The organism is Sorangium sp. So ce176, from assembly GCF_051519835.1.
Lineage (GTDB): Bacteria > Myxococcota_A > Polyangia > Polyangiales > Polyangiaceae > Sorangium > Sorangium cellulosum_G.
In genome coordinates this window covers 6,464,522-6,479,236 of the sequence record NZ_CP150371.1, presented here as the reverse complement: position 1 = coordinate 6,479,236, position 14,715 = coordinate 6,464,522, and the positions used below count along the sequence as shown (strand labels likewise).

The 14,715-nt window shown below is 73.1% G+C and carries 9 protein-coding genes; 4 read left to right on the top strand and 5 right to left on the bottom strand.

What is annotated here, in order from left to right:
• Positions 1 to 38: 38 nt before the first annotated feature.
• The 3 genes from WMF42_RS24250 to WMF42_RS24240 form a co-directional block, all read right to left on the bottom strand.
• Positions 39 to 2,786, bottom strand: a complete 2,748-nt coding sequence (locus tag WMF42_RS24250) for a glycoside hydrolase family 3 protein (RefSeq protein ID WP_437685003.1) — start codon at positions 2,784 to 2,786, stop codon at positions 39 to 41.
• A gap of 240 nt (positions 2,787 to 3,026) precedes the next feature.
• Positions 3,027 to 4,064, bottom strand: coding sequence for an NAD-dependent epimerase/dehydratase family protein (locus WMF42_RS24245; RefSeq protein ID WP_437685002.1), 1,038 nt, complete (start codon positions 4,062 to 4,064; stop codon positions 3,027 to 3,029).
• On the bottom strand, positions 4,064 to 6,184 hold the full coding sequence (locus WMF42_RS24240) for a glycoside hydrolase family 52 protein (protein WP_437685000.1): 2,121 nt from the start codon (positions 6,182 to 6,184) through the stop codon (positions 4,064 to 4,066). Before WMF42_RS24240 ends, WMF42_RS24245 begins: the two co-directional genes overlap by 1 nt.
• Positions 6,185 to 6,681: 497 nt before the next feature.
• Between WMF42_RS24240 and WMF42_RS24235 the strand changes: the two genes are divergently transcribed.
• A complete protein-coding gene (locus WMF42_RS24235; RefSeq protein WP_081426932.1) occupies positions 6,682 to 7,170 on the top strand; it encodes an FHA domain-containing protein in 489 nt (162 codons plus the stop codon).
• 30 nt (positions 7,171 to 7,200) lie between these two features.
• On the opposite strand, the gene WMF42_RS24230 is transcribed toward WMF42_RS24235, so the two are convergent.
• Positions 7,201 to 8,265: a hypothetical protein gene (locus WMF42_RS24230; protein WP_061611849.1), complete on the bottom strand. Its 1,065-nt coding sequence runs from the start codon at positions 8,263 to 8,265 to the stop codon at positions 7,201 to 7,203.
• A gap of 416 nt (positions 8,266 to 8,681) precedes the next feature.
• Between WMF42_RS24230 and WMF42_RS24225 the strand changes: the two genes are divergently transcribed.
• Both WMF42_RS24225 and WMF42_RS24220 read left to right on the top strand, forming a co-directional pair.
• Positions 8,682 to 9,773: a hypothetical protein gene (locus WMF42_RS24225; protein WP_437684998.1), complete on the top strand. Its 1,092-nt coding sequence runs from the start codon at positions 8,682 to 8,684 to the stop codon at positions 9,771 to 9,773.
• Positions 9,773 to 11,257: a hypothetical protein gene (locus WMF42_RS24220; RefSeq protein WP_437684996.1), complete on the top strand. Its 1,485-nt coding sequence runs from the start codon at positions 9,773 to 9,775 to the stop codon at positions 11,255 to 11,257. Before WMF42_RS24225 ends, WMF42_RS24220 begins: the two co-directional genes overlap by 1 nt.
• On the opposite strand, the gene WMF42_RS24215 is transcribed toward WMF42_RS24220, so the two are convergent.
• A complete protein-coding gene (locus WMF42_RS24215; RefSeq protein WP_437684995.1) occupies positions 11,218 to 12,831 on the bottom strand; it encodes a ferritin-like domain-containing protein in 1,614 nt (537 codons plus the stop codon). The two genes, WMF42_RS24220 and WMF42_RS24215, sit on opposite strands and share 40 nt — an antisense overlap.
• A gap of 375 nt (positions 12,832 to 13,206) precedes the next feature.
• On the opposite strand from WMF42_RS24215, the gene WMF42_RS24210 reads away from it, so the two are divergent.
• Entirely contained in the window at positions 13,207 to 14,547 is a 1,341-nt protein-coding gene (locus WMF42_RS24210) for a sigma-70 family RNA polymerase sigma factor (RefSeq protein ID WP_061607298.1), read from the top strand.
• Positions 14,548 to 14,715 lie beyond the last annotated feature (168 nt).

Below are 14,715 nucleotides of genomic sequence, written 5' to 3'. Positions count from 1 at the left end.
CCCGAAGGGCTCGCGCCTCCAGGTCGTGGTCCAGGGGCTCAGAACGTGCAGGTCGGCGTGGGGCCGGCGGTGAACGGCTCCCAGCGGACGTCCTCGATCGCCACGTCCATCGGCGAATCCGAGTAGATGAGGAAGGGCGTGTTGACGTTGGTGATGTCGAGCCCCTTGTCCGTCAAGCACTTCAGCGGGACGGAGACCTCGTGCCACTGCCCGTCCGCGATGGAGGTCAGCGTGCCGGCGATGTCGATGTCGCCGGAGCAGGGATACTCGCAGTGGGCCGCCAGCGTGACGAGCGTGCCCTCGGGCGGCGCATCGACGCGCGCCCGGAAGACGATCGAGGTCTCCGAGTTGTAGTAGGGCGACAGGTCGACCCCGGGCACGCCCGCCGAGACCTGCGCGTAGATCTGGCCGGTCGCGCTCCAGGTCACCTGCTTGGCGCTGCCCTGGATCTCGCCGTCGACAGTGCTCACGCTGACCTCGCCGTCGGGCAGGGTGGCCCCCATGCCCACGTCCATGCCGCCCCAGTTCGAGGGGCCGCCGATGCGCAGCACGTAATCGCCCTTCTCGTCGCCATCCACGAAGATCTCGAGCGGCTCGTTCGTTGTGCCGGCCATCCCCGGGTCCGGGGCCGCGCAGCCGTGGCCCGTGGAGACCTCGGGCAGATCGTCGCCGAGCACGTCGGCGTCGGTGGTCGTGAGGCCATGGCCATACGGGAAGAGCGGCTCTTCGCCGTCTCCCTTGTTGATGGGCGTCTGGCAGTCGGCCGAGGGCCACGAGAAGGACAGCTTGCCCTGGAACTCGTGATCACCGAAGAGCACGTCGGCGACGCCGCCGCCCTCGCTGCCAGGCAGCCAGGCCGCCACGAACGCGTCCGACCGGTTGAGCTCCTTGTTGGTGTGGAGCGGGCGGCCCGACACGAACACCGTGACGATGGGCACATCCGGCGCCTGGGCGCGGATGGTGTCGATGACGGCGAGGTCCTCGGGGTGGAGCTTGGCGTGCTCGAGCGTCTCGAACTTGCCGATGTCGCCCTGGCCCTCGGCGTAGGGCGTCTCGCCGATGACCACGATCGCGGCGTCGAAGGTGTCGGCCGCGGCGGCGCCGTCCGGGCTCAGGGTCGCGGTGCCGTCCATCCCGGCGCCCGTGAGCGTCTCTTCGATGCCCGCGTAGATGGACTGGGCGTTCGGGAAGTCGGCGTTGGTGTTGCCGGTGCCCTGCCAGGTAAGCGTCCAGCCGCCGGACTGGTTCTGGATGCTGTCCGCTGTCTTGCCGGCCACGAGGACGTTCATCGACTTGCTGAGCGGCAGGACGCCGCCCTTGTTCTTGAGCAGGACGAGCGACTTGCGCACGGCCTCGCGCGCCACGGCCCGGTGCTCCGGCGCGGCGAGGAGCGCGGCGTCGCCGGCGACCGACCGGGTCGAGGGGGCGCCCTTGTTCGCCCTGGGGCCGAAGAGGCCGGCCCGCATCTTCACGCGCAGGATCCGGGTCACCGCGTCGTCGATGCGGGATATTGGGATCTCGCCGCTCTCCACCTGGGCGATGGTGTTCTCGATGAACGCCATCCAGTCGCTGGGCACCATGATCATGTCCACCCCGGCGTTGATCGCCGCGGCGCACTGCGAATTGGTGCAACCCGGGAGCTGGCCGTGCCCGTTCCAGTCGCCGATGACGAAGCCTGTGAAGCCGAGCTGGCCCTTGAGGATGTCGGTGAGCAGGTACTGATGGCCGTGCATCTTGTCGCCGTTCCAGCTGCTGAACGACGCCATCACTGTCTGCGCGCCCGCCTCCAGCGCGGAGAAGTAGCCCTGGGCGTGGATGTCGCGCAGATCCTCCTCGGAGCAGACTGTGTTGCCCTGGTCCTTGCCCTGCTCGGTCCCGCCGTCGCCCATGAAGTGCTTGGCGGTCGCGATCACGTGCGTGCCGCTGAACAGGTCCGCGCTGTCCGCCGGCCGGCCCTGCAGGCCCCGGATCATCCGGCCCGCGTAGCTCTTCACGATCTCCGGATCCTCGGAGTAGCCCTCGTAGGAGCGGCCCCACCGGTCGTCCCGCACCACGGCGAGCGTGGGGGCGAAGGCCCAGTCGAGCCCGGTGACGGCGACCTCGGTGGCAGTGATGGCGCCGATCTCCTCGATGAGATCGGGATCGTTCATGGCGCCCAGCCCGATGTTCTGCGGGAACAGCGTCGCGCCGATCACGTTGTTGTGGCCGTGCACCGCGTCAACGCCCCAGAGGACGGGGATGCCGAGGTGCTCGCCGGACGCGCCGCTCGTGTCGGTGGAGGCCGTATAATAGGCGTCCGCGAGGGCGACCCAGTCGGCCGCGGTCGCGTGCTTGGAGCCGCCCGGCCAGGAGCCGCCGCCGTTCAGCACCGAACCGATGTGGTACTCCCGGACCTGGTCCGGCGTGATCGCCAGGATCTCGGGCTGGACCATCTGGCCGACCTTCTGCGCCACGCTCATCTGCGCGAGCAGCTCGGCGATGGCGCCCTCGATCTCGGGGTCGAGCGGGATCTCGCTCGTCACCGTCGGCCACTCGACCGACGCGGTCTCGCCGCCCGCGCCGCCGCCACCGCCGGCACCGGTGCCGGTGGTCGTGCCCGCGCCGGAGCCGCCCTCGCCGCCGCCGCCGCCGCCGCCGCCGCCGGTCCCGGTCGTGGCGCCGCCGCCCCACCCGCCCGACCCTGTCGGGTCAGCCGGGCGATCTGTGGAGTCGTCCCCGCAGGCGGGAACAGGGATGGTCAGGGCTGCCAGCAGCAGCCATCTAGCGTGTCGGTTCGAGTGCTTCATGCCAGCGCCGGAGCATCGTCCCGGCGCAGTGGGGCGTCAATAGTTGGCCCCCCGGGCTGCTTCGAAGCTTATCTCGATTGCGGGCTGCACCGCCGCGGCTTCGCGCCGCAGGCTGCGGAGTGCGGAGTGCGGAGTGCGGAGTGAAGGTGGCCCTGAGGAATCCCCTTCAATTCTTCGGAAGGATGCGTCGAGAGGTGGTGAAGCACCCCTCGTATCCCCTGTTCCGCGCGGCGGCGGGGATCATGACTCGGGCTCGTTACCCCAGGGATTGAAGTCGTGCACCTGCCCCGGCGCGGGCTTCTTGCCCTTCGTGAACGCGTCGATCAGGGCGTCCTGCAGGGGCTCTTCCTCGGCGCGCCTGTAGGTCCCGGCGCGCTCCGACCAGGCGATCTGGCGGCGGAACGTCTCGACAAGCGGCACGGTGGTCCGGAAGTCGAGGTCGCGCGCCGCCTTGCCGTTGTCGAAGATCGACCCGTATCGATAGATGAACTTGACGCCGACCATGCGGCGCGGGGCGACGTCGTAGAGCCAGTCGGTCGGGATCGAGACCACGGGGGACTTGCCGCCGGCGGCCTCTTGCAGCGCGGCGAAGATGCCGCCCCAGGTCGTGTGCTCGTCGCTCGTGAGGTGGTAGGCCTGCCCGTAGGCCCTCTCGTTGCCGAGCGCGTTGACGAACCCCCGGGCCACATCGGAGACGTGCGCGATGGCCCACGGCGTCGCGCCGTCGTCGTGGACGACGAGCGGGAGGCCGCGGCGGGCGCGGTCGGCCATCGAGTCGTCGAAGTAGAGCGCGCCGAGGGCTGTGTGCCCCTCGCCGGTCGTGAACGACGGCCGCAGGATCGTTGTGTTCAGCCCGCCCTGACCGTTCGCCGCGAGCAGCGTCGACTCGATGCGCGACTTGCTGCGGCCGTACTTCGTCACGGGGCGGTGCGGCTCGTCGTCGGTCGCCGGCGAGCGCGTGAGGGGACCGCCGTAGACGCACACCGTCGAGCAGACGACGAGGTGGCCGGCGCGGCCCGAGAACGCCCTGAGCAGCGAGTCGGCGTTCTCCGGCGCGAAGGCGACCATGTCGATCACGGCGTCGAACGTGCGCTGCTGCATCTCGCGCTCGAACTCGGCGTACTTCCAGCGATCACCGACGATGACGTCGACGTCGCCCTCGAACCGCCGCGCGGTCACGCCCCGGTTGAAGAGCGTGACCCGATCGCCCCGCGCGAGGAGCTGCTCCACGATGGCCGTCGAGATGAGCCCGGTCCCGCCGATGACGAGGACCCTCATCAACGCGCCTGCTTCTGGCCCGAGGGGGCCTCGTCGAGCCAGAGGATGGCAGTCACCCCGCGGGGGTAGTAGCGGCTGCCGACGGGCACGCCGCGCTGCATCTGGTCGGAGTAGGCCCAGTAGCCGGAGCCCTCGATCTGCCAGCGGACGTGGGCCTCCTCGTGGCGGTCGGGGTCGGGGAGGTCGACCTTCAGCACCGCGCGCGCGACGTGCTGGCAGAGGGCGATCTTGCTCGCCCACGAGTTGTCGCTGCTGCTCGAGAGCTTCCAGCCGCCCTCGGGGAACAGGCACAGCCCGGGCTTCAGCACAGCGCTCAGGTGGCGGCGGAGCACCTGGACGAGCTCGCCGTGCTCGCCGCCGGCGGCGCTCTCGTCGAGCAGCCCCATGACGTGCGGGTAGAGCAGCCCCTCGATCGCGGGGATGATCGCGCTCGTCGAGCCCCCGTCGAGCAGCGCGGGGATGTAGCCTCTTTGCTCGTCGAAGGCCGCCGCGATCGCGCGCGCCGCCTTGCGGGCCGCCGCCTTCGCCTCCGCGGCGCGCTGGGCGTCGCCGCGGCGCTCGAGCAGGTGCGCGAGGATCACGTACGACGCCCACCCCTTGCCGGCGAGGTAGAGGTTGCCGCGCGCGCGCCCGAGCGAGTGATCGAGCGAGTCGTAGGTCGTGATCTCGGCGCCGGTCCCGCAGCGATCGCTGTCGAGCGCCATCACGCCGGTGCGCGCGCCGGGCTCCTGCGCGTCGCGGTGGAACAGGCTCGCGAGCAGCTCGACGAAGAGGCCCCCGTGGCGCTCGAGGAACTTCTCGTCGCCGGTGCGCGCGACGTACACGCCGGCGCAGCAGATCCAGTTCGTGAGCTGCTCGTACGTCATGTAGCTGAAGCAGGCGGCGTCGAGGTTCGGCCGCTCGTAGCTGGAGTTGCCCGCGGGCGAGAAGTGGTTGCTGACGCCCATGTCGTGCGTGAACGACACGCCGCCGGGCAGCAGCTCGCCGGGCGCGCCGGGGCGCTTCACCCTGTCGCGGTAGCTGTAGCGGTCGACGTAGAGGTCGAGGACGTTGCGCACGGCCCAGGGCGCGTAGCGCAGCTCGAAGAAGAGGTGATCGATCGTGAGATCGAAGGTGTTCATCATCTCGTACTCGCCCTCGTTCACGACCCACAGCGGCGCGGGCGGCGAGGCGTCGTCGAGCGCGGTGTCCAGCCACTCGGTCGAGCCGAAGTAGCCGTGCGTCGCCTGGGCGAGCAGCCACCTCTGGGCCGGGCTGAGCGCCGCGCGCGAGAGCTCCTCGTCCCGCTGCGCCGCCTCGGCGACGAGCGCCTCGCGGCGGTCGAGCGCGAACGAGAGGACGTCCTCGAGCCCCTTGAAGTAGCGGGTGTAGGCGTAGCGCGCCTCGACGCCTGTCGTGATCGCGCCGGCGTCGTGGAACCCGAGGGCGATCCAGACCTCGCGCTTCTCGCCCGGGGGGACCTCGATGAGCAGGCCGCCCGTCTTGCCGAGGCGGAACAGGCGATCGGCGCTGCCGTCGAACGCGTGCTCGGGCGAGAAGGCCTGGAAGGCGCGGACGCCGGCCTCGGGGCGAACGGCGAAGCCCCAGCGCCGGCCGTGGGCCACCCCGACGAGGCGGCCGTCGCTCGCCGTCTCGAGGTCGCGCAGGCTCGGCGCTTCGAGCGCGAACACGCCCGTCAGGGGCTCGGAGCGGCCGGTGTTGTCGAGCTCGATGCGCGCGATGAGCGCCGGGCAGGACCGCGCGGCGACCTCGGCGGGCGGCGCCGTGCGCGGATCGGGGATGGGGCCGAACGGCGAGTAGATGGCGAGCGTGAGCCTGCCGGCGCGGATCGTGTCGCTGGCCCAGCCGAGCTCGCGGCGGATGTCCTTGTCACCGAAGACGCGGCGCGTGCGCGTGTCGCGCGACAGCGTGACGCCGAACGGGACGTCCGGGCCGCTGGCCGCCTCGAAGTAGGGGAGGAGGAACAGATCCCCGTCGCCCTCGCGGTAGCCGATGTAGAGGTTCGAGTCTCCCGGGCGGCCCACCTGGGAGGCGAAGCCGCCCCGGCGGTCGAAGCTGCCGAGCGTGAAGGAGGCAAAGGCGCCGACCGGCGCGTGCTGGACATTGTAGGAGGAGGTCACGGCGGCAACATACAGTGATCGCCCGGCGAAGCGATCCCACGAGTCGCCGTGGGGGCGTGTTTTCAATCCTCGCTTCCTGTCTCTCTCCTCACCCCCATCGGGCATGGAGCGCGCCGTCCGGACCCGCCTGTCCGAGGGCGCCGCCGCCGGCCCTCGCCCGGTGGAGGTACCTGGGAGCGCACGTAGGTGCGCCGCGCGTGACCTTCACGTGAGCCGCCCGTGCGTCGCGCGCGCCTCGCGTGTGAGCCGCGCGTCAGCCGGGTATGGCGAATACCGACGTGTGGTCCGCGTGGCGCCTGAATTTTCGACCACACGGCGCGGCGTGGCCCCCGGTGATCCCGTCGTGGACTGATGTATAACCGCCTTATCAGGCCCTGCCGGACCGGCCGAGCGCCGCCCGGCCGGGCCCCGTCGCTCGAACAGCACGGAACCCGGGGGAAGATCCGCTCATGTTGACCTTCGCGACCCTTTGTGCCCAGAGCCGCGCGCTCTCACGGATGGCCTTCGATCGGAGGTACCCTCACGCCTGGTTGCTCCGGGAGCTCGGCCCCGAGGACCAGCCTCCTCCGTCGTTCAAGACCCTCTTCGCCGGCACCTCGCCCGGCGCGGCCAGCCAACCGGCGCTGTGCCGTCACCGGATCTCGTCGACGATGTCCGTGGCGTCCCACGGCTGCGAGCTCCTCGCCGTGACCAAGCGCCCGGAGAGCCCCTGGCAGGATCGCATCCTCATCGGGCGCGCCTTGAACAGCGATATCGTGCTCCGCGACCAGTCCGTCTCCAAGGTCCACGCGCACATCTCGGTGCTCGTCGCAGACACCCCGCTGCTCCACGCAAGGAAGAGCACCAACGGGACCTACCTCAACGACCGGCTGCTCGCGCCGGCCGGCGACGGCGTGCCCCTCCGGAGCGGCGACATCCTCCAGTTCGGCAACGTCATCTGCGAGTTCATCCTGAACGCCGATCTCTACCGGCTCATGAGCCGCTGAGTCGACGCCCGCCGCGCGCCCGGCGGCGGATCAGCGCCGCGCCGGGTGCGGCGCGCCGAACAGCACCTCCACCGGGCCCACCTGCGTCTCCACCACGAAGCTCGCGTCCACCGGGGCGCCGCCGCGGAAGGCGCTCAGGACCTCCTTGCGCCGCTTCATCAGCTCGACGAGGCCGAGCGCGAGCGCCTCGGAGGCGGTGAGCTCCTTGGGCGTCGGCTTGCGGCCGATGAGATCCTCGTCGATCATCGCGAGCATCGGATACGCGTCCGGCCCGGCGAGCTCCCAGCGCTGCTCGGCGACCTCGGCGCGCAGCGCGGGGTGCAGGTCGTCGATGCGGTCGAAGCTCAGCGAGAAGAAGCCCGCCGGCAGCGAGGCGGGCGGCGCGTCCGGGAGCTTCGCGGTCTCGGCGAGGTAGAGCTCGAACCCCTGCGCGCTCTCGAAGAGCAGCACGCCGTGGCTCTGGCCGGCCTGCCCGACGACGCACAGCGCGAGGTCGCGCGCGCCGAGCGACGGGATCGACAGCGCCAGGATGTCGGCGTCGCTGGGCACGGCCTTCCAGGGCGCCGCGCGGTAGAGCGCGGCCGCCGCGCGGAAGAACGACGCCATCGCCGGCGCCTCGATGCCGCCTCCAAGGAAGCTCGGCGTCAGCCGGCCGTCCCGCGCGCCGAGGTGCTCCTCCAGGTCCTCGGCGACGACGTCGATCTCCGGCGTCGGCGCGACGCGGACCTCGACCGCCGGGCCAAGCCGCGCGCGCAGCGCGTCCGCGAGCGCGGGCGACGCCACGCGCACGCGCGCGGGCAGGCGCGGCTCCCCGTCCAGCGGCTCGCTGGCGGCGGCCTCGAAGCTGTCGACCGCGCCCGCCACCACGTCGCCGGGGCGCAGCGCGGCGCAGCTCAGCACGAGGCCGCGCTCGGTCATCCAGACGACCGCCTCGGGGCGGTACGCCTCGTCGCCCTCGTGCACGAACGCGCGCAGGGAGAAGAAGCCGCCGATCCACGCCTCGTCGCGGTGAGGCAGCGGGGCCGCGCTCTTCTTCGCGGCCTTCTTGACGATCTTCTTGGGCCGCTTCTTCTTCGGGGCTGGCACGGAGGACATCAGGGCACCTCTTCGCGAGAGCGCTCCAGCCGGCACGCTCGATGACGGGGGGCGAGGGCGGGACCGGGAGCGGACGCGCAACGCTAGCGCAAAGGCCGCGCGGATCGAAGGTCGGGCCGGCCGCGCCGCTCCCGCTCCCGCGGGGCCCGGCGTCGGGGGGTCGCCCTCGTCCCGGCGCGGGTAGGTCACCGCGCGCCGCGTCTGCTCGCAGGCGCGCGCGAGCAGCGCGACCGCGCCACCGCGCGCGGCAGGGCGATGTGGATCAACGCGAGCGCGAGCGCGGCCGGCGGGGATCCGAGGGCGCCTTTCGCCCTGGCGCTCCCCGCGGTGCCCTGTTATCGGTCGTCGCTGTCCAGCGCGCCGCTCCGGAGCGGGTGCTGCGCGCCGACCTTCCTGGGGACTCGATGCCTGATGAGATGTGCAGAAGGTCCCGCCGCCTCGCGCGTGGCGCGGGGGGCGGCGCGCGTCGCGCGGCGCGGGGGGGCCTCGGCCGCCTCGCGCTCGGGCTCGTCGTAGCGCTGGCCGCCGCGGCGCCGGCGGCCCCGGCCGGCGCCGAGCCGGCGACGATCGGGGAGCGCGCGCGGGCCGACCAGCTCCGCCGGGAGGCGGGGGAGCTCATGGCGAGCGGCCGGCCCGAGTCGGCCTGTCCGAAGCTCGAGGAGAGCGACAGGCTGAGCCCGTCGGTCGGGACGAAGCTCGAGCTCGCGAGGTGCCATGAGGCCACGGGGCGCCTGGCGAGCGCGTGGGCGCTCTACACCGAGGTCGCGGCGGCGCCGGAGGGCGCGGGCGGCGACGCGCGGCAGGCGGCGGAGGCCCGCGGGCGCGCGGCGGCGGTGGAGCAGCGGCTGCCGAAGCTCGCGATCGTCGCGTCGCCCGAGGTGCAGGCGCTGCCGGGGCTCGTTGTGAGGCTCGACGGCGTGGACGCGCGCGGCCTGCTCGGCGCGGCCCGCCCCGTCGAGCCGGGCAGGCACCGGGTGACAGCGATCGCGCCGGGCACGCAGGCCTTCGCGCGCGAGGTCGAGGCGAGCCAGCCAGGGCAGCTCATCGAGGTCCAGATCCCGGCGCTCGAGCCCGAGCTCGCGGGGCCGGACGCGCCGCCTGCAGCCCGCCTCGTCGAGCGGCGCGCGCCGGCGCCGTATGGCGCGCGGCCCGATACGATCCACCGGAACCTGATGTGGGTGACTGGCGGGCTCGCGCTCGCGGGCATCGCGCTCGGAACCACGTTTGGCGTTCTCGCGATCTCCACGTGGGACAAGGTCGAGGACGCCGCCGGGACGGCCTGCAGGGATCCGGCGCGTTACCGGGACTGCGCGCAGCCGGTGCCCGATCTGTCCAGCAGGGCGATGTCGTACGCGACCGTCTCCGATTTCTCGTTCATCGCCGCGGGCGCGGCGCTCGCCGGCACGGCCGTCCTCTGGTGGACGCTGCCCTCGGATGGCCCGCGCGCGAGCGCCCGCGTGCACATCGCGCCCGGCGTCCTCGGCGGCGCCGTCGTCGGGGTGTTCTGATGCGGAGCACGCACGAGAGGCGCGCCGGGCGCTGGCTGGCGAGCGCCCTCTTCGCGGCGAGCGCCGCGGGGTGCGCGGAGGTCGCGGGCATCCAGCGCATCGGCGAGCAGGGCGTCGGGGGGGGCACGTTCAGCGAGCCCGGGTACACGTGCCAGTGGGCGATGCCCTTCGGCGACGCCGACACCACGCTCGGCGGGATCGCGGCCGACAGGGACGGCACCCTGTGGGTGGCGGGCGGCTTCCGGGGGACCCTCGCTGTCGCGGGCGGCGCGGCGCTCCGCGCCGGTGGCGAGGGCAAGGACGTCTTCGTGGCGCACCTCGCGCAGGACGGGAATCACCTCTGGAGCGGGCGCTTCGGGAACGCGGAGAACGACGTCGCGACAAGCGTCCATCAGGCGACCGCGATCGCCCTCGGCGAGGGCGGCGTCTACGTGGCGGGCGACTTCACCGGCAGCCTCGCGTTCGGCGCGGACTGCGCGCTGCCCGAGGGCGCTGGCGACGGCGACGTGTTCGTGGCGCGGCTCGACAAGGGCGATCCTGGCGGGCCCGCGGCCTGCGCGACGCACGGATCGAGCCGCCTCGACGAGGCCAGGGCGGTCGCCGTGGACGGCGATCGCGTCGTCGTCCTGACGTCGCTCAACGGCGGGGCGGACATGGGCTTCGCGAGCCACGACGGACAGACGCTCTCGAGCGCGTGCAACGGGATCTTCTCGGGCCGCGAGGGGGCGAGCTACCGGCCCCGCGCGCTCCGCGTGGACGCCGGCGAGGCGTTCGTTGTCGCCGATTTCGAGGGCCGCGTGAACCTCGGCTTCCCCGGCGCCGAGCGCGGGCTGCCGTCCGGCGACGAGGCCGCCGAGGGCGTCGACGCTGTGCTCGCGTCGTTCCCCACGGCGTGGATCTGCGACCCGCCGAGCGCCGGCACCGCGGGCCTCTGGTACCGGCATTACTCGTCGCTCCCCGGCGATCAGCGCGCCAGCGACGTCGCGGTGCACAAGGAGGGCGTCGTCCTGGCCGGCTCGTTCACGGGGGGGATCGACCTCGCCGGCGAGCCCGACGGCGGGCTCGTCTCCACCGACGAGGACGGCTTCGTCGCGCACCTCGACCGGCGCGGCGTCTCCCGGTGGGCCAAGCACCTCGGGGGCAGCCTGGCCCAGTCGGCGCAGGCGGTGGGGATCGACACGTCCGAGAAGATCGTCGTGGCCGGGCATTTCCAGCAGCAGATGAAGATCGACGACGCGGAGGTCACCGGCGAGGGCGTCGAGGGCGACATCTTCCTCGCGCGGCTCAGCGCCACGACCGGCGAGGTCGAGTGGAGCGGCGCGCTCGCCGGCGCCGGGCTCCAGCAGATCCAGGCGCTCGCCGTCTCCGGCACGGACATCTTCCTGGCGGGCACCTTCAGCGACGACTTCAGCCTCCTGAACTGCAAGCCCGAGGTCGCGGACGGTCAGCTCTTCATCGCGAAGCTCTCGGTCTCCTCGCGCTGAGCGCCGGCCGTTGTGCGCGGCGCGCGGCGCTCGTCGCGCTCGCGCGCGAGCAGCGCCTGCGCGCAGGGCGCGATGACCTGCGCGAGCGCGCGCTCCCGGATCGCGCGCAGGTGCTGCGCCGAGAGCACGCCGAAGCCGAGCAGCGGCCCGCCGCCGTCGGCCTCGCGCGGGGCGGGGGCCTCCGCGCGCGCGGCGGCGAGCTCGTCGAGGACGGCGCTCGCCAGGGAGGGGTCGCGCTCGAGGGCCCAGGCGGTGAACCGGAAGGCGAGCTCCGCGTGCCGCGCCTCGTCCTCGGCGATCGTCTCGAGCGCGCGCCGGATCGCGGGATCCGTCGCGTGGAGGGCGGCCTCTGCCGCCTCGATCGCGGCGACGGTCTCGCCGACGCACCCCTCGCGGAAGGTGGTGACCAGGATCTCGCGGGCGCCGTCGCCGCCGAGGGCGCCGTCGATGGCGAGGGGCCCCGGGCCGACGCCGCGGCCGGCGAAGGTGCTCGCGAGCTCGAAGCACATGCGCGCGTGCTCGGCCTCGTCGCCCATGGCCGCCTGCGCCGCGCGGACGAGCTCGGGCGGCGCGCCGAGCGAGAGGAGCTGCAGCGAGAAGCGCGCGAACGCCGCGATCGACGCGTGCTCGAGCAGGGCGGCGCGGGTCCAGTGCGCGGCGAGCGCCGCCTGCTGATCGGGCGAGAGGGCCTCGCGGCGGGGCGGCGCTCCCGGGGCTGCGGCCCGCCAGTCGTCGCGCGCGGCGGGCTCGGCGGTGCGCGCGACCCCCTCGACGAGGAACGGCCGGCCGATCGCGCAGATCTCCGGCGAGCAGGCGTGGCGTCCGGCCTCGAGCGAGCACTGTTCCTCCCCGGCGCAGTCGTCGTCGCCGGCGCACTCGTCGGCGGGCGTCTGGCAGGCGAAGCCGAGCCCGCCGCAGCCGGGGTTCAGGACGTAGGTGGAGCAGAGCAGGCCGCCGCAGTCGTCGTCGCTCGTGCACTGCGCGAGCACGCACTGCCCGACCGGATCGCCACAAAGGCAGATCTGCCCATCGCTGCAGTCGGCGTCGGTCGTGCACCCGTAATGGCAGAAGCACCCTGGCAGCACGTCGCCTCCGGTGGCGGTGCTGCAGTAGCCGTGCGGCTGGTCGGTGCAGTCGGCGTCGGTCTTGCAGCTCCCCTCGGCGCCGCTCGGGTCCGAGCACGCTTTCTCGCGCGGGAGCGCGCTGGGGCAGGCGACGACCTCGGGGCGGTGCATCCAGCCGCCGGCGCAGCGCACGTACCCGGTGTCCACGCCCGCGACGACGATGGGCTCGGGATCCTCGCACGCGAACGAGGGATCTCCCGGCGTCACGCTCCCCGTGCTCCCGGCCGGGCCATCGGCCGAGCTCCCGCCCGAGCCCGCGGCCGGGCTCCCGCCCGAGCCCGCGGCCGGGCTCCCGCCCGAGCCCGCGGCCGGGCTCCCGCCCGAGCCTTCCGCCGCGCTCCCGCCCGGGCCTCCTCCGGTCGTGACGCCACCGCAGCTCAGGGCGGGCGCGATCGCCAGCACCGAGAGCAACCTCGCACCCCACGAGTCGATCGAGACAAGCAAGCGCATGGAATTTCCCTCTTTCGAGGAGTTTACCCGGGGGAGGAGCCGCCGTCTTCACGAGCTCGCGGCGGCCTGCGCGGCGGGGTGATGCCAGTTCTCGACATCCGAGGAGACCCTCTCACCGCCGATCCCGAAGCCCCCCGCGCGGGCTCCTCCGCGCCGAGAACCCCCCGCGCGCGCGGGCGCCGCCGCCGAGATGCAACGACGCGCGCGGAGCGGTGGAACAACCAAGAAAAATGCCGTAAAAGGGCGGCAGTAGGCTAGCCCTTCGATTTTCTGTTTACGTCCATAGCGGATAGAGTATCGAGGCGCCTCGCTGCTCGTATCTCCCTGCTCCTACGGGGGCAGGCACGAAGCAGCGGCAACACTGGAGCGCACTGAATGAGGTTCCGTCCCTCGCTCTCTGCGAGCGAGCCCGAATCGAGTCGTCCCGTTGTCATCGATTCCCCGGAGGAGCAGGCGGGCGAGCGCGCCCCTGTGCGCCGCGGTCGGGCTGCGGCCGGGCACGTCACGCCCGGCGCGACCGAGCTCTACTTCCGCTCGCTCGCCGGCAGCCAGCCGCTGACGCGCGAGGGGGAGGTCGCGATCGGTCGCCGCATGGAGGCGGGCGCGCTCGCGTGCGTCGAGGCCTGGGTCCGCTCGCCGATCGCCCTGCGCGAGCTCGCCTGGACGGCGGAGGACGTGCATGTGGGGGCGCTCAGCATCCGGGATCTGCTGTGCGAGTCCGACGCCACCGATGTCGATGCGGAAGCGTGCTTGAAGCGGCTCGCGGGGCTGCTCGAGCTGGCGCGCTCGCTCCATGCCGGGGAGCGGACGGGTGAGGACCACGAGATCGCGCTCGCGGGCCTCGCCGCGGGCCTCGCGGAGCTGCGCCTCGATCCCGCCTTCGAGGAGCGCATCGAGCGGAGCCTGCGCACGGCGGCGGCCGAGGCGACCGGGGCCGAGCGCGCGCCGATCCAGGCCACGATCGCGGCGATCGCCCGGGCGCGCCGCGCCGTGGCCCAGGCGAAGTCCGAGCTCGTCCAGGCGAACCTGCGCCTCGCTGTCGCGATCGCGCGGGAGCACCAGCGCTTCGGCGTCCCGCTGCTCGACCTCGTGCAGGAGGGGAACCTCGGCCTGATCCGCGCCGCCGACAAGTTCGAGTACCGCCGCGGCCACCGCTTCGGCACCTACGCCGCGTGGTGGATCAAGCAGGCGATCAAGCGGGCGGTCCTCAACCAGGGCAAGGCCGTGCGCATGCCGGTGCACCTCACCGGGATCCGGAGCCAGGTCGTGCGCGCCCGGCGAGATCTCGTGCAGGAGCGCGGGCGCGAGCCCTCGGTCGAGGAGGTCGCGGAGCGCAGCGGCCTCTCGGTGGAGAAGGTGCGCATGATCGGCGAGCTCGCGCTCGACCCGCTCAGCCTCGACGCCCCCATCGGCGAGGAGGGCGACACCCGGTACGGCGATCTGCTGGCCGGCGACGAGCCCACGCCCGCCGACATGCTGGCCCGGCGCCGCCTGATCGAGCAGACGCGCGAGCTGCTCGACTCGCTGCAGCCGCGCGAGCGCGAGCTCCTGCGGCGCCGCTTCGGCCTCGACGGCAACGAGGACGAGACGCTCGAGGAGATCGGGCAGTCCTTCTCGCTGACGCGCGAGCGCATCCGCCAGATCGAGGCGAAGCTGCTCGAGAAGCTCCGGATGCGCTCGCGGCAGCGCGAGCTCGGCTCGTACCTCGAAGGCTGACGGCGCCCCAGCGGCGAGCGGCGCTCGCGTGAGGGCCGCGATCCGCCTCGCGCGGGGTCGCACCGCGCGTGGGGTCTCACCGCGCGCGGGGTCTCACCGCGCGCGGGGTCTCACCGGGGCGATCCGCCCGCCGGCTTGACCCGCCTGGAGGGGGCGCTACATTGACCG